Genomic DNA, 20,049 nt, shown 5'->3' on the forward strand with positions numbered 1-20,049 from the left:
GTCAACCGCACATGTCTGTGTGAGCCGCGCGCTATACTTCTTTTTCCGGGCTTTGCAACCCGTGAGATAGCAGATAAGCACCGCACACGAACAGGGAGAGTATATATGTTGAGTTTACCCGTAACCCTTACCATCGCTGCAGGTGCCGCTTTGGTGAACATTTGGCTCATGATACGCTGTGGGCAAGCACGCACCAAAGAAAGCGTCTCGATTGGCGATGGCGGCAGCGAATTTGTTATCCGGCGGATGCGCGCGCACGCCAATTTCGTCGAGAGCGCGCCATTTGTCTTGGTCTTGATTGCCGCACTTGAGGCAACAGGTGGCACGAACAACTGGTTGTGGGGCCTGGGTATCGTTTACATCGTTGGTCGGCTTGCGCACGGCCTGGGCATGGATGGCGGCGCATTGGGCAAAGGCCGCATGGTCGGCACGCTGACCTCTATGCTCACGCTGCTCGGGCTCGCTGGATGGGCGCTCGCCCGCGTTTACTCAGCGGTGCTTTAACTTACCGGGCAGCCAGAACGTCATCGGCGACAAATGCATTATGCTGTCGCTCATAACCGAACTGGCTGGTTGGTCCGTGACCGGGGATGAAGGTAACATCATCCCCCAACGGCCATAGCTTTGTCGTAATGGCATTGATGAGGTCCGCGTGGTTCCCGCGTGGAAAATCGGTGCGGCCGATAGAGCCCTGAAACAAAACGTCACCAACAATCGCCAGACGACTGGGCGCGTGATAAAAAATCACGTGCCCTGGCGTATGTCCGGGGCAATGAATGACATCGAGCGTCAGGTTGCCCACGGTGACCGTATCGCCATCCACCAGCCAGCGATCTGGTTCGAACGAATGTGCTTCCATACCCCAGCGTGCGCCATCATCGTCGAGCTTTGCAATCCAGAAGCGGTCCTCTTCATGCGGCCCCTCAATCGGTAGGCCCAATTCTTTGGCAAGCATGCCGGTCTGGCCGCAATGGTCAAGATGGCCGTGCGTCACCAATAACTTTTCAAGCTCAACCCCCGTCTGCGCCACCGCGGCTTTCAACTTATCCAGATCACCGCCGGGGTCGACCAGTGCCGCCTTGTTCGTTTCGGTACACCAAAACAATGTACAATTTTGCTGAAGCGGCGTCACCGGAATGATGGCGGCTTTTAAGGGCGGTGCTTTGGGTGCGGCAGATGTGACGTTCGACATGCGGCACTATGTGGCCGACTGAAGCGCGCGAGGCAAGCCTTCAGAGCCGACGTCCTGCCCACACCACGCGGCCGATGACCGTTACAGTTGCGCCGTCAACATCGGGCCAGTCGGGATAATTGGGATTGTCGGAAAGTACCGACAGTCGCCCCCGCGGCCGTTGCGCAAGACGTTTGACCATCAACATATCGTCCAGCCGGATAACATGGATGCCGTCGCGCACCGCTTGGGCCGCCGCGCGGTTGTCGACCATGATATCGTCACCATGATTAAGCGTAGGCGACATCGATTCACCATCCACGCGGATGAGAGAAAGCTTGGCGGGATCAAGCCCCATCCTGCGCAGCCATTTTTCATCAAAGCCGATCTTGCCGGCAAGCGCCTCCCCATCGTGGATCGCCCCCGCACCGGCAGAAGCACCGACAGCCAGTTTCGGAATGAGGCGAATTCCGGACGTCACCGCGGCGTCTGATGATTTGCCCAACAAAGTCTCATCAACACCAAAATATCGGGCCAATATGCCACGCTCAGTCTCGGGCAGCTTTTTGGGCGTTCCACGCTTGATAAACTGCTGGATATACGCTGGATTTCGACCCACCAGCTTCGACAATCCGGCAAAATCTTCGCCGCTTTCCAAAATGAGCCGTTCCAGCGCCGCTCTTGGTTCTTCCTCCATGGTCATCCCTCCGCTTCGGTTGGAAATATCCTAGACTTGTAGGATTTATCCTATCACGTTTGTTCTATATTTGTTCTAACTGGTTCGGGCAAGCAAATCCGGGTCGAACTTGGAGGAGACATTATGCATATCAAACGCCTGATTGAACGGTTTCTGCGTGATCAGGGCCTACCTCCCACCAAGTTTGGGCGCTTAGCAGCGCGCGATCCGCGACTCGTGCTCGATATCAGAATGGGTCGCGAAATCCGACCCGAAATGGAGGAAAAACTGCGAACATTCATGAGCAGCTATGGCGAGAGGCCCGACGCACAAGCGAGCCATCGACAATGACGCGGAAAACACCGTCCCGCAGCCTTGTTCGTGCGCTTCAAGCGTTAACACCCCAAGCAAGCATCACGATATTGCACGAACGGCCCTGGCACAGCCTTACATTTAGCGGCGCCCAAATATGCCTGTCCGTTGCATTGCCAATAACCGCCGCAGAACAGCGTTCGACCTTCGCACAGTTGCTGGAAGATCATGAATTCTCGTTACCGAGCCAGCTGGTTGCAGACATCGCCATAACCGAGACAGCGATACTGGGCGGCCAATACCGCCTGATCATCGATGCGCTTTTACTGGAGGATTAGCGCGCGCCCGGGTTAATGCGATGCAGCGCCGTCAACGCCGCTGCAAGCGCAGAATCGATGTCATCATCTTGCACGGCTTCGCTTGGCACGGCGTCCAAAACGGGACGACCCATGGGACGAGATTCAGCGCCGGCTGCGTCATGTTCCGTGACTGCCGGTGCAACCGGTTCCGAATTTACAGGGCCGGGTTCGTCGAAATCTTTAACGTCTGCCGACAAGTCTGCAGCAACGGCTTCCAGCTCAGCCAGCTTCTGACGGCGAAACGCGACGGCAGCTTCCAACTGCGCGACCATCTCCGCGATGGTGGGCTGCGAATCGGCGGTTTCCGGCATCGCTTCAGATTGCTGTTCAACATCCTGCTGCGCTGCGGCGTCGCACATGTCGACATCGTTCGCGGTCCGGCGAACCAAAGCGCCGTCCGCACGCAACAAAAGATAGGACAAGGCGGCCAATGTCATTGCCCCTATTGCAAATGCAATACATCCGCGCGCAATATCGCCTAACGGCGCCCCGGCGGCAGGTATAAGCTCGGAAAGTCCCGACGATTCCGCGACACCCTCAAGCAGCGAAACGGGCACGAACATCATCGTCACCGCTGCCAAAGCTGCGCCCGCCATCGCTATGCCAAGCGCACCTGTCTGGCTATTGGGTCGAATGCTACGCATTGTCAGTCCTGCTTTTAAGCCAAGCCTTAGGCGGCTTTAGCGGTTCGATTATGCTGTAACAAAAAATGGTAAACAGGATCGTAACGGTAGATATTGGTGTGCCAGCTGCGCTCCGTCTCCACAAAATGCCGTGCCCTTTGCCGCATGGCATCCCATTGGTAGCGGTTGCAAAAGGCGCGAATTTTCCGCGGCGTAACGCGCTCCAGTTTTCAAACATGTCGCATGCCGAAAGGTTGTTAAGCGGCGCATTCGGGCTTACACATAAAATATGACAGCAAAATCCGTACCTGTAATAGAACGCATTCAACCAGACGCAGTCATTCCACGGTTCCAATATTATTGGGACGCAATAGTGACGTGGGTTCAGGGCAATGTCTTTGAACTGAGCGTCGCCATTGGCATGGCCATTATCGTTTTCATCGCGCTCAGCTGGCTGAAACGCATTGCGTCCAAAATTGCGCGTGAAAGCGAACATCGTGCACATGTGAAATCAATCGTCGCCCGCACATTTGCGCGTACGAGCAAGTTTTTCCGGGTCATGGTGTCGATTGAGCTGGTGAACCAGATTGCCAATGCGCCGGCGGCGCTTACCCACGCCATCGATATCTTATTCACCATCGCGATCGTTGTGCAGGTGGCGATATGGCTGCGCGAAATCATATTGGGCATGATTGAGCGGCGCGCTGGCGAAGGGCTGCACGAACATGAGACGCTTCAAAGTGCGATGGTCTTAATCCGGCTGCTCGTCAGCTTTGCCTTATTCGCCGTTGCTGCAATCGTCATTCTCGACAATCTCGGCGTTAACGTCACTGGCCTTGTTGCTGGTTTAGGCGTTGGCGGCATTGCCATTGGTCTTGCCGCCCAGGGGATTTTCTCAGACTTGTTTGCCGCCATATCGATCATTTTCGACAAGCCATTCCGCCGCGGTGACACGGTGTCTTATGACAACACCGTCGCCCGGGTCGAAGTCATCGGCATGAAAAGCACAAGGCTGCGTGCGCTGACAGGTGAAGAGAAGATAATTTCGAACAGCAAGCTGCTCGAGAAGGAAATCACGAACAACACGCTGACGCTCTATCGCCGGGTCACCTTCGTCCTAACGCTCGTGTACCAAACCCCGCCCGCCCTTGCGAAGCGGATCCCGGACATTTTGCGCGAAGTCGTCGAAAGCAATGGCGCGCAGTTTATCCGTGCTGGGTTCAACAACTTTGCCGCAAGTTCGCTCGATTTCCATCTCGTCTTTGATATCGAAAGCGATGATGTGGAGGTTATGTTTCGGGCACGGCATGACATTGGCATTGCCATCATCGACCGGTTTGCCCGTGAAGGCATTTCCTTTGCCTATCCCACACAAACGACATTCACCGCAGCCCCCGATGGCCATATGGTCATGCCCTATGCGCCGCCTGTTCCTACGCATAAAGCCTGATTCGCGGATGCCGGGTTGCTGGGGCGCAAGCTTGCCGTAACGGCAAATCGCCGGGGCTTGTATTGAACGTTCGAAACCGCCACGGTGCGGCCAAATAGTTTGCAGGAGACACACCCATGACCACTATTACCCCAGCGGAATTCGCGACGAAGGTCGGCGAAAAAATCGGCACCTCTGAATGGATTTTGGTTGATCAGGACATGATCAACAAATTTGCAGATGCAACCGGTGACCACCAGTTCATCCATATCAATGAAGAAATGGCCAAGATGACACCGTTCGGTGGCACCATTGCGCATGGATTTCTGACTCTGTCGCTCTTTCCGGTACTCAGCGCGAAGTCCGATTGTCCCAAGATCGAAGGCGTCAAAATGGGCGTCAATTATGGCGGCAACAAAACGCGTTTTCTGGCGCCTGTCCGTTCGGGCAAGCGGGTGCGAGGACATTTCAAGCTTCTGGAACTCGTTGAAAAGCGCCCTGGCCAATGGCAGCAGACGCTTGAGTTCACCGTCGAGATTGAGGGTGAAGACAAACCAGCACTTCAGGCTGAATGGATCAGCCAGTTTTTCGTATAATTTTCAATTCAAGGAACTATTACCATGCGTGACGCAGTAATCGTATCAACCGCCCGTACCGCCATCGGCAAAGCCTATCGTGGTGGATTTAACGCAACGCTCGGGCCAACGCTCGGCAGCTATTCGTTGAAGGCTGCCGTTGAGCGCGCCGGCATTGAAGGCGGCGAAATTGATGACGTCCTTTGGGGCTCCGCGCTTCAGCAAGGCACACAGGGCGGAAATCTTGCACGTCAGGTTGCGTTGCGCGCTGGCCTGCCGATTTCTGTTTCGGGCATGACCATGGATCGCCAATGTTCGTCGGGCCTGATGTCCATCGCAACTGCAGCCAAGCAAATCATCGTCGACAATGTCGATGTGATGGCAGCTGGTGGTCAGGAATCGATCTCGCTGGTGCAAACCAAGGAAATGCGCGTTCAGGCCGACCCTGAACTGGTTGCCCTGCACAATTCGATTTACATGCCGATGCTTCAAACCGCTGAAGTCGTGGCCAAGCGCTATAACATCAGCCGCGATGTGATGGACGAATACGCCCTGCAATCGCAGCAGCGCACCGCAGCTGCTCAAGCAGCCGGTTACTTCGATGCTGAAATCGTCCCCGTGACCACGATGATGAATGTCGTGAACAAGGAAACGGGCGAAGTCAGCCAGAAGGAAGTCACGATTGCCAAGGACGAAGGCAATCGCGCCGATACGCAGCTGGCAGGTTTGCAATCGCTTCAGCCCGTGCTTGGTCCAGATATGACCATCACGGCCGGTAACGCCAGCCAGTTGTCCGACGGTTCTTCCGCGTCCATCTTGATGGAAGCCAAGGTCGCCGAGAAAAAGGGTCTGAACCCGCTTGGCCGTTATGTCGGCATGGCCGTTGCAGGCACAGAGCCAGACGAAATGGGCATTGGCCCCGTGTTCGCAATTCCAAAATTGCTTCAGCTCTTTGGTCTGAAGATGGACGACATCGGTATCTGGGAATTGAACGAAGCATTTGCTGTTCAAGTTCTGTACTGCCGCGACAAGCTTGGCATTCCAAACGAGTTGCTGAACGTCAATGGCGGATCGATCTCCATCGGTCACCCCTATGGCATGACGGGCGCACGTTGCGTCGGCCATACATTGATCGAAGGCAAGCGTCGCGGTGCCAAATATGGCGTCGTCACCATGTGCGTTGGCGGCGGCATGGGCGCAGCCGGCCTTTTTGAAATTTTCTAAGAACGAAACGGAGCAGCCGCATGTCAGCTATTGGTGTCATCGCAACTTTAACCGTCGCCGAAGGCAAAAACGAAGCCTTTGAGGCTGTGTTTGCAGAGCTTGCGGCTGCCGTTCGGGCCAATGAACCGGGGAACCTATTTTATACGTTGACCCGGTCACGGTCGAACCCACAGGTCTACAAAGTGCTTGAGCAATATGTCGATCAGGATGCGCTCACCGCACATGGCAGCAGCGACTATTTCAAAGCCGCTGGTCCAAAGCTTGGCGCATGCCTCGCGGGCGCACCTGAGGTTGAGTATCTCGACGCGCTATAAGGCGCGCCTGCTGCTTTGATCCGCGTGCGATGGTGAAATGGCCATCCACCGGCCAGCGTTCGACGGTGCAGTGATGTGCAATGTCATGAGCGCGACATCGCACCAATGGCGCTAGCCATTGTGGCTGACAATCCAGTCTTCGACGACAGGTGCAATTTTTTCGCGCCATTTGCTGCCGTTGAAGATGCCATAATGGCCAACTTCTGGCGCCATATGATATTTTTTGAGCCCGTCGGGCAAAGCGGTTGCAATGTTGAGGGCTGCCTTGGTTTGCCCAAGGCCGCTGATGTCGTCCCGTTCACCTTCAATAGCCAGCAGGCCGATGTCCGTAATCGCACCGGGATCAACGAGCTTGCCGCGATAGTTGAATTCGCCCTTGGGCAACAAATGACGCTGAAATACGGTATCTACGGTCTGTAGATAGAATTCCGCCGTCATGTCGCAGACGGAGCGATATTCGTCGTAAAATTCTTTGTGCCGATCCGCGCTTTCGCCGTCGCCTTTGACGAGGTCGGAGAACATTGACCAATGGCTGATCATATGGTTGCCCAGATTCATCGACATAAAGCCATTAAGCTGCAGAAAACCCGGATATACCCGACGTCCCGACCCTTTATAATAAGGCGGGACGGTCGCAATGACATTTTGCACGAACCATTCATGCGGGCGGCGTGTGGCGTGGTCGTTGACCGCCGTCGGCGCTTCGCGGGTGTCGATTGGACCGCCCATCATCGTCAAGGTGCGTGGCCGCAACGGATGATCCTTCGCGCTCATCACTGCAGCAGCGGCATAAGCTGGAACAGAGGGCTGGCACACTGCCAACATATGGGCACCGCGTCCGCCGGCATCAGGGCCGATGAATTCCAGCCATTCGATGAGATAATCGATGTAGGTTTCAAGATCGAAACCGCCACCCGTCAACGGCACATCGCGCGCATCTTTCCAGTCGGTGATGTAGACATCATGCGTTGGAATCATGCGCTCGACCGTTCCGCGCAACAGCGTCGCGAAATGCCCAGACATCGGCGCGCAAATCAGCAGCCGCGGCTTCGCGCTGCTGCCTTCATATACGAACCGCTTCAGCTGCCCAAAGGGCTTGCGTGCCAAATTCTCTTCTTGAACCGGCAACGCCTTGCCATCGACAGTAACATTATCCAATCCGAATGCTGGCTTTCCGCGTGGCAAAACCGAATGCGCGAACACATCCAATGCCGACGCCGCGATGGGTGCAAGACCGCCCACACTAAATGGCCCAGTGAAATTCTTAAGCACATCTGCCTGCGCCTGTGCAATTTTTCCCGCACCTGCTAACCAGCTCCGTTGCATATCATAACCGGTATAAAGCATCTGCAATCCTTAGATTTCCGTCTTTCGGCCCAGAAAAACAGGGCGTTCTTGTGGAAGCCATAAGCGTTTATTGTGCATTGCACCATAGAAAAAGGCATCCGCATCATCTGTCGCGCATTGTTCCCGCTTCGGCGCACTGCTAGGCGGACCGAATGACGAACGAAATTTCCGACATTCCGACAACGCCTACAGCCGGCGCCATTGAAGCGCCTGTCGTCAAACAAAAGCCTAATTTCGGCAGCTTGCGGATGATCGGGCACTTTACGATCAAATACCCACGACAGATTGCATATGCGCTTCTCGCGCTCATAGCAGCAGCGTCATCGACACTGGCTATCCCATATGGCCTGCGGCTGATTATTGATGAGGGCTTTGCGAAAAATGGCGGCGACCCCGCGCCATATTTTTACCTGTTGCTGGGCATTGTCGTTATCATCGGTGTTTCGACGGCATTCCGTTTTTACTTTGTCAGCTGGTTGGGCGAACGCGTCGTCGGTGACATCCGCGTTGCCGTTCAAAGCAACTTGCTTCGGCTTGCGCCTCGGTTTTTTGAAGAGAATAGGCCCGGCGAAATCGCGAGCCGCATGACCGCAGATACGGCGATTATCGAACAGACTGTTGGCACCACAGTGTCCGTTGCGTTGCGGAATATCTTTATCGGCATCGGCGGCGTGACATTGCTTTTTGGCTTGGCTCCAAGCCTGACCATTTGGCTTTTGGCGGGCATTCCGGTTGTTGTACTCCCAATCGTTTTTCTCGGCCGGCGGTTGGAAAAGGCTTCGCGCACCAGCCAAGATAATGTCGCCAGCGTCGGCACCATCATTTCGGAAGCCCTTGGCGCAATCAAAATCGTTCAGGCATTTGGTCAAGAAACGCGTGAGGGCGTCAGATTTGCCGACGCCGTCGAGGGCACATTTGCCGCGGCGAAAAAGCGTATACGGATACGCGCGTTCCTGACCGCTTTGGTCATGGCGCTCATTTTCGGCGGCATCACGCTGCTGGTGTGGGAAGGCACGGACCAAGTCAAAGAAGGCGTTATATCCTCGGGCACTTTGTTCGCCGTAGTGCTCTATGGCGCACTCGTCGCTGGATCTTTCGGCGCATTGACCGAAGTATATGGGGATCTTGTGCGCGCATCGGGCGCGGCTTCGCGTTTGGCAGAATTGCTGAATGAAGTTCCCGAGATTGCGCCTCCCGCCAGCCCAGTGGTTATGCCACCAGCGCGCGGTCAGCTGGAGTTTCAGCATGTCCGGTTCCGCTATCCTACCCGACCCGAAGTTACTGCGCTTGATGATTTCAGCCTGAAGGTTTCCCCCGGTGAGACTGTCGCTGTCGTTGGGCCATCAGGCGCCGGTAAGTCGACATTGTTCCAGCTTGCTGAACGTTTTTACGACCCAGAAGCCGGCACCATCCGCATCGATGGAGTTGCGCTGACCAGCGCAGATCCAGCCGAATTCCGCCAACGCATTGCCTTGGTTCCTCAAGACACCGTTTTATTCGCGGCCTCTGCACGGGACAATTTGCGCTACGGAAATTGGCTGGCTGATGACACCGCGATTTGGGCTGCGGCGGAACAAGCGAATGCAGCAGAATTCCTACGCACATTGCCTGAGGGATTGGACACGTTTTTGGGCGAGAGCGGTGCGCGTCTGTCGGGGGGTCAGCGGCAGCGCCTCGCGATTGCGCGCGCGCTGCTGCGCGATGCCCCAATTCTGTTGCTCGACGAAGCAACCAGTGCATTGGATGCCGAAAGCGAACGTCTTGTTCAGGACGCGCTCGACATGCTGATGAAGGATCGCACGACAATCGTCATTGCCCACCGTTTGGCGACCGTACGGTCCGCAGACCGCATCATTGTGATGGACCAAGGTCAGATTGTTGAAGAAGGCGACCACGCGACCCTTAGCGCGGCAGGCGGCCTTTATTCCCGTTTGGCCAGCCTGCAGTTCGACGCTTAAAACGACGCGCGCAAACGGTCGCGCATGGCATGTGGTTCCGACGCTTGCGGAACAGCGGCGCGCATTTTCTCGCTGAGCCGTTGAAGTCGGCCATATAATTCTTCGCTCGCGCCGATCAGCGCTTGCGTCTCTAGGGGAAATTGCAGCACCAGCGGTCCATCGCTGGCTGGTGCATAGCCCAGATTGTTGGTTTCGTTTTGCGCTTCGCTCTCGGTTATTTCGCCAGCCCGCAATGCCTTTTGATTCAACAACCACGCAATGCTGTGCATCAGGCGTGTGGTAACCTTGAGAGACTCGCAGGAAAAGGCGACCGCAATCTCCGGAGACAAATGCCCCGCATCAAAGCTGCGGTCAAAACAGGCGCGCGCTTCGTCGGCCAGCAGCATCGCTTCTGTGTATAGAGAATCCAGCAATAATGGGGTCAGCTCAAGTTGTGCGTTGCTCATATGCTTTTATGACACGAACTATGCCCCGATGTTAGTGCAAACGATTCCGTGGCGGTAACATATTCCGGATGTACCGGTATGAAACAATCATAGCGCAATTGTAAACGTTCAGGCGATGATATCGGGCACAAGCTGATCTTCAAGGCGCATGATACGGTCTTTCAATATCAGCTTCTTCTTTTTCAAACGTGCAATCTGCAGCTGATCAACGACCGTTTGCATGGTCAACGCCGCAATAGCGTCATCCAAGTCGCGATGCTCAATCTTCAGTTGTTCAAGCTGTTGCTGGTAGCCGTCGTCATTCATGCCCCCTTCTAACCAGAGTCGCGCAAACAAGTCATCGTTAAAAGCGGGCATGATCGCGCGGGCATGTTTTTGGCGTCCGCCAAACGCAAAATTATCGACAAGACTCGCGGCGCATTTCGTGATTTACTTTGGCTGTTGGACCACCGAGTCTCACACTGAAGGAGAATGATGTGAATAATAATCATCTGTCCGCACTTCGCAGCAAACATGCTGATCTTGAGCAAAAGTTGCAGCGCGAAGAACATAGACCTTTTCCTGACACCGGCATCATTCATAGCCTTAAGAAGCAAAAGCTGCACCTTAAGGACGTACTTATGCAAGAATCGGCCCTAACTGGCTGACTACGAATAATTTCAAGCGGGGTATCGCTTGCCTTTTGTGTCTCTGCTAGATGGGGCATATGGAAAGCGCTACCCGTTCCGCCCGCAACATATTGACCGGTCTTCACGAAGTGATGGCCTCGCGAAATCATGCGCAGGGCAAGCTGAACCATGTGGTCAATATCATCGGTGAAGCGCTGTCGAGCGAAGTGTGCTCGATCTATCTGTTGCGCGACGGTGCGCTTGAATTATTTGCGACGCGCGGATTGAACGAGGCGGCGGTCCACGTCACCCGCCTCGGCTTAGGCGAAGGCCTTGTCGGCACGATTGCCGAAAATGTCGAAACATTGAACTTGGATGAGGCCGCGGCCCACCCGAATTTCCGTTATGTCCCCGAAACAGGCGAAGAACGCTTTCACAGCTTTGCAGGCGTGCCGATTGTGCGTTCCGAACGCGCGGTCGGCGTGTTGGCCGTGCAGCATGTCGAACCACGCAAATATGAAGAGGTCGAAATTGAGGCGCTTCAAACCGTCGCCATGGTGCTGTCAGAACTGATCGCCAATGCAGACCTTGTCGACGAACCCAGCGCGCGGGGCGGGAATGACACTGGCACCATTAGCCTCACGGGTCTACCGCTCGTAAAAGGCGCCGCTGCTGGCGTTGCTATTTTCCACCAGCCCAATGTCCGCATTGAACATACCGTCGCTGAGGATATCGAAGCCGAACGTCACCGCGTCTATTCCGCCTTTGACAAAATGCGCGAACAAATCGACCGCATGGCCAGCCAAATTGATTTCGGCACGGGCGGCGAACATGAAGAGGTCATCGCGACCTATAAAATGTTCGCATATGACGAAGGCTGGAGCCGCCGCATTAACGAGGCGATCGACAGCGGCCTGACGGCGGAAGCCGCAATCGAACGCGTCCAGCAACGCACCCGCATGCGTATGCGTCAGATTGACGATGCGCTGCTTGCGGACCGCATGCATGATCTGGAGGATCTATCAAACCGGTTGCTGCGTATTGTGTCGGGTCAGATGAGCACAGCTGCGCAACTCGGTCTGAAAAAAGACTCGATCCTGATTGCGCGCAATTTGGGCCCGGCCGAACTGCTGGAATATGACAAACGGCGTCTGCGCGGCGTAGTGCTTGAAGAAGGTTCGCTTACTGCGCATGTCGTGATTGTCGCACGCGCAATGGGCATCCCCGTGCTGGGGCGCGTACAAGGCATCCGCCACAAGGTGCGCGATGGCGACATGCTGCTGCTGAACGCCGACGAAAAAAGCGTCATCATCAGGCCATCGTCGGCTGCCGAAGAGCTTTTCCAACATGATCTGGTTGATCGGCAAAAGAAAAAAGCCCGCTATGCGGCGATGCGTGACGCAGCATCGGTCACCAATGATGGCGTGCCGGTGACGTTAATGATCAATGCCGGATTGCGCGACGATATGTCCGCCTTGGCGACCACCGGCGCGGAGGGCGTTGGCCTATTCCGCACAGAATTCCAGTTTTTGATATCTGCCACACTGCCGCAACGTGAGCGCCAGCAACGTTTTTATCGCGATGTCATTGAAGCGGCAGGCGACAAGCCCGTCATTTTTCGCACGCTCGATATCGGCGGCGACAAACCCCTGCCTTATTTAAAAGACGAAACGAGCGAAGAAGAAAACCCTGCTCTCGGCTGGCGCGCGCTGCGCCTGTCTTTGGATCATGCAGGGCTTATGAAAGCACAGGCCCGCGCACTTATTGAAGCATCCGCAGGCCGCACATTGAACGTCATGTTTCCCATGGTGTCCGAGCCGTGGGAATTTGACGCGGCTCGAGAAATATTTGAAGGCCAGATGCAATTTTTGGGCCGGCAAAAGAAACGGCTGCCCACGAAAATCCGTTATGGGGCCATGCTCGAGGTGCCGGCACTGGCCGAAACGCTCGATATGTTGCTGCCTAAAATCGATTTTCTGTCGATTGGCACAAATGACCTCACACAGTTCCTATTTGCAGCGGATCGCGCAGACCCGCGCCTTGCCGAGCGATATGATTGGCTAAGTCCCGCCATTTTGCGTTTCATCCGGCGCGTGGTTCAAACAACGGACGGCTATCCCGTCGACGTCGCGGTATGTGGCGAAATGGGGGGGCGGACACTCGAGGCGCTCGCGTTGATTGGCTTGGGCATCCATCGCCTGTCGATCACGCCAGCGGCCGTGGGACCCATAAAAGCGATGGTGCGCACGACCAACCATGCGGATATCCGCAAGAAAATGGACGAGCTGCTGAAAAATCCCACCGGGAATTTGCGCGAGGAACTGGCCATATGGGCCGCAAGCCAAGGCATTGAAACCGGCTAAATTGCGGGATTTCCCAAAGGTGAAAAGTTGTTATCGCCGTTGACTTTATCTGGAAGATGACCATTGTCCGCATAACTGCACAAAGAGGTGGAAAAAACGGGGCGTGGAGATTGCAGTGGACTTATTAGCTTCTGTTGACGAATATGACGGATCCGTTGGTAGCCAGCTAAAAGCAGGCCGCGAGCGGTTGGGTTTAAGTCTTTCTGATATCGCGGAAAAAACGCGCGTGCCGATGCGCCACCTCCAATCTATTGAGCAATCAAATTTTGACGCCCTCCCCGGCCAAACCTACACGCTCGGTTTCGCGCGATCTTATGCAAATGCTGTCGAAATGGATGCCACCGCAATAAGTGAGGCGATGCGCTTGGAATTGGCACGCAGTGGCCATGAAGGCTATCAGGCACCAGCTCAAAACTACGAACCTGCCGACCCGGCGCGCGTACCATCAAAAACACTCGCCTGGACATCTGCTGCAATCGCGGCGGTTGCGCTGGCTGCATATTTGATTTTCAGAAGTCTGACACTCACCGATGCTGCGCCAGCCGATAAACCGGTCGCTTCACCGATCTCCGTAAAGCCAGCCGCCACAGCACCGATCGCGCCTCTGCCGGCAAATAATACTGAATCTGCGCAGCAAGGCACCGACGACGCCATATAAATCTAAATAAAATCAGGTTTTCTTTGCACTGAAATCGCGTGATGGCTATTTGTCGCGTTGGTCCAATCAGCGATACGTCCAAACTTGTCAGTTTAAGGGGAATGAGCAATGAATTTTCGGCTTGCTTTGTTGAGCGGCGCAGCATTTGCACTCAGCGCATCCGCAGTTGCGCAAGATGCAAATATTGACGGACGCGTGGGCAAGCTTGAGAAGGAAATGCGCGCTGTCCAGCGTCAGGTCTTTCCCGCAGGTGCCGGCAAATTTATCGCGCCGGACATCCAGTCACCGACCATAGCGCAGCCCGAGACCCCCTCCACCACCTCAGCTACGTCTGACCTGTTGGTGCGTGTCGATGCGTTGGAAGCGCAACTGGCCACTTTAACGGGTCAGGTGGAGCAGCAGGGCAACAATATGCGCGGCCTCGAAGCGCGTTTGAAAATCTTGGAAGCGCAACTGGCGAGCGCGCAGCTGGCGAGTGCACCGCAGGAAACCGCCGTGCCGGCAATCGCACAGGCCACAACCGCTCCAAGCGTCTTGCCTGCCGCAGCACCTGTGCCCGCAGCAGTGACCGTCAAGCCAAAACCCGTTGTAGCAGCAGCAGCCAAGCCGGTGGCTACGACAGCCAAACCAAGTGCCGCCCGCGTTGCCGCAGTTGCGGCCATTGAACGGCCAGCCACTGGCGACGCTTTTGAAGATGGCTACACCTATGGCTTCAGATTGTGGGAAGCGAAATTCTACCCAGAAGCGCAAGCCACGCTGGAAGAAACGCTTAAAACATATCCAAAGCACAGACGTGCAAGCTTCCTGCGCAACTTGCTGGGACGGGCGTGGCTCGACGACAAAAAGCCTGCAACTGCCGTCAAGATTTTCTACGATAACTACAAGGCAGACCCGCGTGGCGAACGCGCACCCGACAGTCTGTTGTTCTTAGGGTCAGCTTTAACCGACCTCGGCAAAACGGCTGAGGCGTGCGAAGCATTTGGCGAGCTTTCAAGAGCCTATCCAGACATTGCGACCGGTCGCTTGGCGGATCGGGTCACTGCCGGTAAAACGCGCGCGAAGTGCAAGTAACCGTCGACGCTGCGCTTCTCGACCGTTTTAACGGCGCGGTAAATGCGCTGCTTGTTCCGGAGGGTGCGCGCATATTGTGCGCCGTATCCGGCGGCCCCGATAGCCTGGCACTGCTTATATTGCTGCACAAAACCATGCCCGATCGCGTTGTCGCGGCGACCGTTGATCATGGGTTAAGGCCAGAATCTGCTGACGAGGCGCAATATGTGCAGCGCATGTGCAAAGACATGCATGTGCCGCATGTCATTTTGTCGCCGGCCGAAAAAATCAGCGGAAATATTCAATCCGCTGCACGAGGCGCAAGATACGCGTTGTTGGCGCAGGCAGCAGAGCAGCATGATTGTGCCTATATCGCCACCGCCCACCATGCCGACGATCAACTTGAAACCGTTTTGATGCGCCTCGCGCGCGGCAGCGGTGTTGATGGGCTGTCGGCTATCCGGTCGACAAATGGGAAGATATTGCGGCCCTTATTGGGATTTACGAAAGACGAGCTGATTTCCATTTGCGCGGCCGCTGGGCTCGATCCGGTGCAAGACCCCAGCAACGCAAATACCGATTTTGAACGGGTCGCGATGCGCAATTGGCTGGCGAACACGCAGCACCCCTTTCGCGCCGACCGTGCCGCCCGCACCGCCAGCGCAATGGCAGATGCGTCAGAAGCGCTAAATTGGATGACGGAAACACTGGCGCAAGAAAGGGTCCAGCGCGAAACGGACGCGGTCATGTGCGATGCGCGCTATGTTCCGCGTGAGATGCAACGCCGCCTGTTGATCCATTGCCTGCAAATGCTGGAGCCCGAACTTGCCCCGCGCGGCGATGCCATTGACCGCTTGCTTTCCGAACTTTCGGACGGACGCACCGCCACCATGGGTGCAGTCAAATGCGAAGGCGGCGACAATTGGCGGTTTACCATGGCACCGCCACGGCGGAACTAAGTTTATGCCGACCGGAATTTTGCCAATCCCTATATTGTCATTCACATAATCGCGCCTACATTGCACCAGTATCTCCGCGTATTTGGCGCGGGGCTGAAATCAAGGCAGTGATGATGAACGACGAGCAGGAACCAAAGAGCAACCCGATGCTGCGGAATATGGCCATCTGGTCAGCCATCATTGTGGCGCTTCTGGTCGTCGCCTCGATTTTCAACGGCTCATCCACGCCGACCAACGGTATCACTTATTCGTCATTCCGCGACAAGGTTGAGGCAGGCGAAGTCAAATCCGTCGCCGTCGCGCCTGACCGTATCAGCGGCAAACTTCAAAATGACGAAACGTTCGTCACGGTACCGCTTCCCAATGACTCGAGCCTCCCTTCCTTGCTGATTGAAAAAGGCGTGGTGGTTGAAGCGAAGGCCGAAGAACAACCGAGCCTGCTGTTAATCCTCATATATCAAGCGCTGCCCTTCCTCCTGATCTTGGGCGTCGCATTTTTCGTGTTGCGCCAAATGCAAAAGGGTGGCGGCGCTGGCGGCGCCATGGGCTTTGGTAAGTCCAAGGCCAAGCTGCTGACCGAAAAGCATGGTAAGGTCACTTTTGATGATGTTGCCGGCATTGATGAAGCACGTGAAGAGCTTCAGGAAATCGTCGAATTTTTGAAAGACCCACATAAGTTCAGCCGCCTTGGTGGTAAGATTCCCAAGGGCGCATTGCTCGTGGGTTCGCCGGGTACCGGCAAAACTTTGCTGGCACGCGCCATTGCGGGTGAAGCAGGCGTTCCATTCTTCTCGATCTCAGGTTCGGACTTCGTTGAAATGTTCGTTGGCGTCGGCGCGAGCCGCGTGCGCGACATGTTTGAACAGGCAAAGAAGAACGCACCGTGCATCGTCTTCATCGATGAAATCGATGCCGTAGGCCGCAGCCGTGGTGCGGGCCTTGGTAACCAAAATGACGAGCGCGAACAGACGCTGAACCAGCTTCTGGTTGAAATGGATGGCTTTGAAGCGAATGAAGGCATCATCATCGTTGCAGCCACCAACCGCCCCGACGTGCTTGACCCTGCGCTGCTGCGTCCCGGTCGTTTCGACAGGCAAGTCGTCGTGCCGCGTCCTGACATTGATGGCCGCGTAAAGATCCTCGAAGTCCATATGAAGAAAGTGCCCTTGGCACCTGATGTTGACGGCCGTGTCATTGCACGCGGTACGCCCGGTTTCTCCGGCGCTGACCTTGCGAACCTCGTCAACGAAGCGGCCCTGTTGGCGGCACGTCGCGGCAAGCGCCTGGTGGCCATGCGCGAATTTGAGGACGCGAAAGACAAGGTGATGATGGGCACCGAGCGTAAGTCCATGGTCATGACCGAAGACGAAAAGAAAATGACCGCCTATCATGAAGCTGGACATGCGATCGTTTCAATCCATGAACCAGCGTCCGATCCCATCCATAAGGCGACCATCATTCCGCGCGGTCGCGCGCTGGGTATGGTCATGCGCCTGCCAGAGCGTGATAATTACAGCTATCATCGCGACAAAATGCATGCCAACCTGTCCGTATCAATGGGTGGCCGCGTGGCGGAAGAGCTGATCTTCGGCTACGACAAAGTCAGCTCCGGTGCCTCAAGCGACATTCAATATGCCACAAGCCTTGCGCGGGACATGGTCACCCAATGGGGCATGTCGGACGAGATGGGCCCGCTGCAATATGAAGAGCGCCAGGAAGGTTATCTTGGCTATGGCATGTCGCAGCGGTCGGCCATGTCGGACGAGACAGCGCGTAAGATCGATGCTGAAATTCGTAAGCTGGTTGAGGGTGGCCATAAGCGCGCCACAGACCTTTTGAAAAAGCATGACACGCAGCTCCATCTTTTGGCAAACGCATTGCTGGAGTTTGAAACCCTGTCTGGTGATGAAATCAAGCAGCTGCTTGAAACCGGCAAGTTCGAACGCGACGATGGCAAGGTTGCGCAACCATCGTCTATCCCGACAGTGGGCACGGCCATTCCAAAGGCAGGTCGTCGCAAATCATCGCCCGTTGGTGACGTAACGCCGCAAGGCGTCTGATTTTCATCTTTGCAACATAGCCTCAACGCTCTAGTCCGGTTGACGAGAGAGTTGAGGTCGCAAATATGAAATTCGCTGTTCTTATTGCCAGCGGCGCACTGTTGTGTGCCGTTCCCGCCCAAGCCATGGATGCGGAAACATTTTATGTGAAGGCACTCGCGCTCAAGAAAAAGGGCATGGGCGCTATATTCTCAAAAGAGATAAAGCCGATGGCACAGCTGTTTCAAGCGGCCGCGGCTTCCGTCAAAGCCGAAAATGAACAAGCGCATGCTGCCGGCAAGCCATTGTTTTGCGCGCCCAAAAAATATCGTATGACCGCCGAACAATTTCTGGAGAGTTTCGCGAGCATTCCCCAAGAACGTCGGCGCATTCAAACCGTTCGGGATGCGTGGCGGGAAATCGTGATCCGTCGTTTTCCGTGCTAGATCGCGCCGGAGAGCGGGAAAGTTAAATGTTAGCTGACACCGATGGCGACAACGAGAACGGCGAATAAAGTCAGCGCGGTCATGGCAAAGACGGATAGCAAGCACATCCGCCAAAAGGCACCAAAACGCGACGTTTCATATGCCTGATGCAATTGCCGGTACATGTGAATGGGCGGATAAAATGTGAGCAACAATCCGCCAATGATTTCTGTTGGGCCAAAGCTAATCAATATTCCGCAGATCAGGGCAAGCAGCATCATGAACGTCAGTGAATAGGTCACAAACACGGCGTGATCGAACATCTTGAACCGCCGGCGCCAGAAAAACAGCAGCCATACAAAGGGAACGGATATCGGGATAAGCGCCCAGCTATATTTATAGGCATTGGACTGCATCTTGTAGAAAAGCAGCTGCGGATTTTTCTGCGCGGTTTCAACGGCGTTTTTCAGATAGGCTGCGCCCGGAAATTCCAAGCCGGTGAATTGATATCCGTCGGCATCATTGGTTGCGCTGCCGAAGCTGTTCGCGGCGGTTCCCATAAGCTGGAGGGCCAATTTTTCGGATTTCAGCTCTTGCTCCAACGCTTGCGTGGGCTTGCCTGCTGCACGGGCCGCGAGAACATCCTTTTCCAGCCGGGCGATATCGTCCCGCAATTTGCGTTGTTCGGCCGCAAATTCGGGCGTGCTGATTTCTACTTTGGTGGTTCCAGCGCCTAAATCTTCAGCGCCTTCGTTGCCGTGCGACATCCAGCTAAATACCGCAAAGGTCAGAAACACCGAGAATAGAAATAGCGCGAGTGGTGAAACAAATTTGGCGCGTTCGCCATGGACATAGCGCCGCGATAATTCCCCGGGTTTCCAGAACAGCATGGGCAATGTGCGCCAAATCTTACCATCAAAATGCAGGACGCTGTGCAGGATGTCGTGACCGAACGCGCTCAGTGTGCGGTGCGCCTTCGCCTTTTGACCGCACGCGTGGCAATGTGGCCCAAGCAAGATGGTGCCGCAGTTCAAGCACATATCCGATGGGTCTTTACCCTCACCCGCATCCGGCTCAACAGCGCGCGCAAGCGCTGCGCCGGTGATAATATCTGCTGCGGCTGCCAGTTCCCCACTCATTGTGGCTATGTATCAGCGCAGCAAGCGAATGCCAAAAGAAAAGGCCCGGACAAGCCGGGCCTCTTTCTTCTATATATGTGCGCTATATTACCGGTCGTAATCGCGCTGCATGCCTGCGCCGCGTGCGGGAGCAGCGGCCGTGAGGCGGAGCGCTTCTGCCGAAAGGCTGATCGAACCGACGGCATCGGCTTCTTCATCTTCATCCACCTGAACCTTCTGAAGCGACTGCACGAGGCCTTCTTTCAGTTGGTCTGGACGAACCGTTTCTTCAGCGATTTCGCGCAAAGCCACAACGGGGTTTTTATCGCGATCACGATCAACAGTCAGTTCAGCACCACCAGAGATTTCACGCGCGCGTTCTGCGGCGAGTAATA

Annotated in this window: 23 protein-coding genes; 15 read left to right on the top strand and 8 right to left on the bottom strand. The window is 55.4% G+C overall.

The features are described from left to right. Positions 1–105 precede the first annotated feature (105 nt). Positions 106–504 (top strand): MAPEG family protein, encoded by a 399-nt coding sequence (locus ACIQZK_RS09095; RefSeq protein ID WP_395636931.1) that lies wholly within the window; start codon positions 106–108, stop codon positions 502–504. A gap of 1 nt (position 505) precedes the next feature. Here ACIQZK_RS09095 and ACIQZK_RS09100 read toward each other — a convergent pair whose 3' ends face one another. Continuing rightward, positions 506–1,192, bottom strand: coding sequence for an MBL fold metallo-hydrolase (locus ACIQZK_RS09100; protein WP_397575853.1), 687 nt, complete (start codon positions 1,190–1,192; stop codon positions 506–508). A gap of 40 nt (positions 1,193–1,232) precedes the next feature. Next, the gene (locus tag ACIQZK_RS09105; RefSeq protein ID WP_397575854.1) at positions 1,233–1,874 is read right to left on the bottom strand and encodes a helix-turn-helix transcriptional regulator; all 642 of its coding nucleotides are present in this window, start codon (positions 1,872–1,874) and stop codon (positions 1,233–1,235) included. A gap of 117 nt (positions 1,875–1,991) precedes the next feature. Here ACIQZK_RS09105 and ACIQZK_RS09110 point away from each other — a divergent pair, with 117 nt between their 5' ends. Continuing rightward, a complete protein-coding gene (locus ACIQZK_RS09110; protein WP_395635112.1) occupies positions 1,992–2,198 on the top strand; it encodes a hypothetical protein in 207 nt (68 codons plus the stop codon). Then, entirely contained in the window at positions 2,195–2,497 is a 303-nt protein-coding gene (locus ACIQZK_RS09115; protein ID WP_397575855.1) for a hypothetical protein, read from the top strand. Before ACIQZK_RS09110 ends, ACIQZK_RS09115 begins: the two co-directional genes overlap by 4 nt. Here ACIQZK_RS09115 and ACIQZK_RS09120 read toward each other — a convergent pair. After that, a complete protein-coding gene (locus ACIQZK_RS09120) occupies positions 2,494–3,162 on the bottom strand; it encodes a hypothetical protein (protein ID WP_397575856.1) in 669 nt (222 codons plus the stop codon). The two genes, ACIQZK_RS09115 and ACIQZK_RS09120, sit on opposite strands and share 4 nt — an antisense overlap. Positions 3,163–3,430: 268 nt before the next feature. Here ACIQZK_RS09120 and ACIQZK_RS09125 point away from each other — a divergent pair, with 268 nt between their 5' ends. The 4 genes from ACIQZK_RS09125 (at position 3,431) to ACIQZK_RS09140 (ending at position 6,683) form a co-directional block, all read left to right on the top strand. Next, positions 3,431–4,591: a mechanosensitive ion channel family protein gene (locus tag ACIQZK_RS09125; protein ID WP_397575857.1), complete on the top strand. Its 1,161-nt coding sequence runs from the start codon at positions 3,431–3,433 to the stop codon at positions 4,589–4,591. A 116-nt stretch (positions 4,592–4,707) separates the two neighbouring features. Beyond that, entirely contained in the window at positions 4,708–5,166 is a 459-nt protein-coding gene (locus tag ACIQZK_RS09130; RefSeq protein WP_183941912.1) for a MaoC family dehydratase, read from the top strand. Positions 5,167–5,190: 24 nt separating this feature from the next. Continuing rightward, complete coding sequence (locus tag ACIQZK_RS09135; RefSeq protein WP_397575858.1) at positions 5,191–6,369, top strand: acetyl-CoA C-acyltransferase; 1,179 nt, start codon at positions 5,191–5,193, stop codon at positions 6,367–6,369. Between the two features lie 20 nt (positions 6,370–6,389). Beyond that, positions 6,390–6,683 carry a putative quinol monooxygenase gene (locus tag ACIQZK_RS09140; protein WP_397575859.1) on the top strand — a complete coding sequence of 98 codons (294 nt, stop codon included), beginning with the start codon at positions 6,390–6,392 and terminating at the stop codon, positions 6,681–6,683. A gap of 111 nt (positions 6,684–6,794) precedes the next feature. On the opposite strand, the gene ACIQZK_RS09145 is transcribed toward ACIQZK_RS09140, so the two are convergent. Then, the gene (locus ACIQZK_RS09145) at positions 6,795–8,030 is read right to left on the bottom strand and encodes a polyhydroxyalkanoate depolymerase (RefSeq protein WP_397575860.1); all 1,236 of its coding nucleotides are present in this window, start codon (positions 8,028–8,030) and stop codon (positions 6,795–6,797) included. A 152-nt stretch (positions 8,031–8,182) separates the two neighbouring features. Between ACIQZK_RS09145 and ACIQZK_RS09150 the strand changes: the two genes are divergently transcribed. Beyond that, positions 8,183–9,988, top strand: a complete 1,806-nt coding sequence (locus tag ACIQZK_RS09150; protein ID WP_397575861.1) for an ABC transporter transmembrane domain-containing protein — start codon at positions 8,183–8,185, stop codon at positions 9,986–9,988. Here ACIQZK_RS09150 and ACIQZK_RS09155 read toward each other — a convergent pair. After that, on the bottom strand, positions 9,985–10,434 hold the full coding sequence (locus ACIQZK_RS09155; protein ID WP_397575862.1) for a DUF1465 family protein: 450 nt from the start codon (positions 10,432–10,434) through the stop codon (positions 9,985–9,987). The genes ACIQZK_RS09150 and ACIQZK_RS09155 overlap by 4 nt on opposite strands. Positions 10,435–10,542: 108 nt before the next feature. Further along, positions 10,543–10,740 carry a YdcH family protein gene (locus ACIQZK_RS09160; RefSeq protein WP_395635121.1) on the bottom strand — a complete coding sequence of 66 codons (198 nt, stop codon included), beginning with the start codon at positions 10,738–10,740 and terminating at the stop codon, positions 10,543–10,545. Positions 10,741–10,910: 170 nt separating this feature from the next. Between ACIQZK_RS09160 and ACIQZK_RS09165 the strand changes: the two genes are divergently transcribed. The 7 genes from ACIQZK_RS09165 (at position 10,911) to ACIQZK_RS09195 (ending at position 18,557) form a co-directional block, all read left to right on the top strand. Further along, positions 10,911–11,081: a YdcH family protein gene (locus tag ACIQZK_RS09165; protein WP_395636990.1), complete on the top strand. Its 171-nt coding sequence runs from the start codon at positions 10,911–10,913 to the stop codon at positions 11,079–11,081. A 59-nt stretch (positions 11,082–11,140) separates the two neighbouring features. Beyond that, complete coding sequence (ptsP, locus tag ACIQZK_RS09170) at positions 11,141–13,405, top strand: phosphoenolpyruvate--protein phosphotransferase (protein WP_397575863.1); 2,265 nt, start codon at positions 11,141–11,143, stop codon at positions 13,403–13,405. 115 nt (positions 13,406–13,520) lie between these two features. Beyond that, entirely contained in the window at positions 13,521–14,063 is a 543-nt protein-coding gene (locus ACIQZK_RS09175; RefSeq protein WP_397575864.1) for a helix-turn-helix domain-containing protein, read from the top strand. A gap of 108 nt (positions 14,064–14,171) precedes the next feature. Next, entirely contained in the window at positions 14,172–15,134 is a 963-nt protein-coding gene (locus ACIQZK_RS09180) for a hypothetical protein (protein ID WP_397575865.1), read from the top strand. Beyond that, positions 15,125–16,072 carry a tRNA lysidine(34) synthetase TilS gene (gene tilS / locus ACIQZK_RS09185; RefSeq protein ID WP_397575866.1) on the top strand — a complete coding sequence of 316 codons (948 nt, stop codon included), beginning with the start codon at positions 15,125–15,127 and terminating at the stop codon, positions 16,070–16,072. The genes ACIQZK_RS09180 and tilS overlap by 10 nt, the downstream gene beginning before the upstream one ends. A 113-nt stretch (positions 16,073–16,185) precedes the next feature. Then, positions 16,186–18,132, top strand: a complete 1,947-nt coding sequence (gene ftsH / locus ACIQZK_RS09190) for an ATP-dependent zinc metalloprotease FtsH (protein WP_397575870.1) — start codon at positions 16,186–16,188, stop codon at positions 18,130–18,132. 65 nt (positions 18,133–18,197) lie between these two features. Continuing rightward, complete coding sequence (locus ACIQZK_RS09195) at positions 18,198–18,557, top strand: hypothetical protein (protein WP_397575867.1); 360 nt, start codon at positions 18,198–18,200, stop codon at positions 18,555–18,557. Positions 18,558–18,586: 29 nt separating this feature from the next. Here the strand turns inward: ACIQZK_RS09195 and ACIQZK_RS09200 are convergent, their stop codons facing one another. Both ACIQZK_RS09200 and ACIQZK_RS09205 read right to left on the bottom strand, forming a co-directional pair. After that, on the bottom strand, positions 18,587–19,675 hold the full coding sequence (locus ACIQZK_RS09200) for a DUF3667 domain-containing protein (protein ID WP_397575868.1): 1,089 nt from the start codon (positions 19,673–19,675) through the stop codon (positions 18,587–18,589). 87 nt (positions 19,676–19,762) lie between these two features. Continuing rightward, positions 19,763–20,049 (bottom strand): DNA-directed RNA polymerase subunit omega (locus ACIQZK_RS09205; protein WP_397575869.1); only part of this gene is annotated, 287 nt, incomplete at its 5' end.

This window comes from Sphingorhabdus sp., assembly GCF_044338195.1.
Taxonomy (GTDB): domain Bacteria; phylum Pseudomonadota; class Alphaproteobacteria; order Sphingomonadales; family Sphingomonadaceae; genus Sphingorhabdus_B.

What these genes read in the sequence shown, in the direction of transcription:
- ACIQZK_RS09110 (WP_395635112.1), top strand. Translation starts at nt 1,992, where the DNA reads ATGCATATCAAACGCCTGATTGAACGGTTTCTGCGTGATCAGGGCCTA.
- ACIQZK_RS09130 (WP_183941912.1), top strand. Translation starts at nt 4,708, where the DNA reads ATGACCACTATTACCCCAGCGGAATTCGCGACGAAGGTCGGCGAAAAA.
- ACIQZK_RS09140 (WP_397575859.1), top strand. Translation starts at nt 6,390, where the DNA reads ATGTCAGCTATTGGTGTCATCGCAACTTTAACCGTCGCCGAAGGCAAA.
- ACIQZK_RS09135 (WP_397575858.1), top strand. Translation starts at nt 5,191, where the DNA reads ATGCGTGACGCAGTAATCGTATCAACCGCCCGTACCGCCATCGGCAAA.
- ACIQZK_RS09200 (WP_397575868.1), bottom strand. Translation starts at nt 19,675, where the DNA reads ATGAGTGGGGAACTGGCAGCCGCAGCAGATATTATCACCGGCGCAGCG.
- ACIQZK_RS09195 (WP_397575867.1), top strand. Translation starts at nt 18,198, where the DNA reads ATGAAATTCGCTGTTCTTATTGCCAGCGGCGCACTGTTGTGTGCCGTT.
- ACIQZK_RS09160 (WP_395635121.1), bottom strand. Translation starts at nt 10,740, where the DNA reads ATGAATGACGACGGCTACCAGCAACAGCTTGAACAACTGAAGATTGAG.
- ACIQZK_RS09155 (WP_397575862.1), bottom strand. Translation starts at nt 10,434, where the DNA reads ATGAGCAACGCACAACTTGAGCTGACCCCATTATTGCTGGATTCTCTA.
- ACIQZK_RS09105 (WP_397575854.1), bottom strand. Translation starts at nt 1,874, where the DNA reads ATGACCATGGAGGAAGAACCAAGAGCGGCGCTGGAACGGCTCATTTTG.
- ACIQZK_RS09115 (WP_397575855.1), top strand. Translation starts at nt 2,195, where the DNA reads ATGACGCGGAAAACACCGTCCCGCAGCCTTGTTCGTGCGCTTCAAGCG.
- ACIQZK_RS09095 (WP_395636931.1), top strand. Translation starts at nt 106, where the DNA reads ATGTTGAGTTTACCCGTAACCCTTACCATCGCTGCAGGTGCCGCTTTG.
- ACIQZK_RS09120 (WP_397575856.1), bottom strand. Translation starts at nt 3,162, where the DNA reads ATGCGTAGCATTCGACCCAATAGCCAGACAGGTGCGCTTGGCATAGCG.
- ACIQZK_RS09125 (WP_397575857.1), top strand. Translation starts at nt 3,431, where the DNA reads ATGACAGCAAAATCCGTACCTGTAATAGAACGCATTCAACCAGACGCA.
- ftsH (WP_397575870.1), top strand. Translation starts at nt 16,186, where the DNA reads ATGAACGACGAGCAGGAACCAAAGAGCAACCCGATGCTGCGGAATATG.
- ACIQZK_RS09150 (WP_397575861.1), top strand. Translation starts at nt 8,183, where the DNA reads ATGACGAACGAAATTTCCGACATTCCGACAACGCCTACAGCCGGCGCC.
- ACIQZK_RS09145 (WP_397575860.1), bottom strand. Translation starts at nt 8,030, where the DNA reads ATGCTTTATACCGGTTATGATATGCAACGGAGCTGGTTAGCAGGTGCG.
- ACIQZK_RS09180 (WP_397575865.1), top strand. Translation starts at nt 14,172, where the DNA reads ATGAATTTTCGGCTTGCTTTGTTGAGCGGCGCAGCATTTGCACTCAGC.
- ACIQZK_RS09100 (WP_397575853.1), bottom strand. Translation starts at nt 1,192, where the DNA reads ATGTCGAACGTCACATCTGCCGCACCCAAAGCACCGCCCTTAAAAGCC.
- ptsP (WP_397575863.1), top strand. Translation starts at nt 11,141, where the DNA reads ATGGAAAGCGCTACCCGTTCCGCCCGCAACATATTGACCGGTCTTCAC.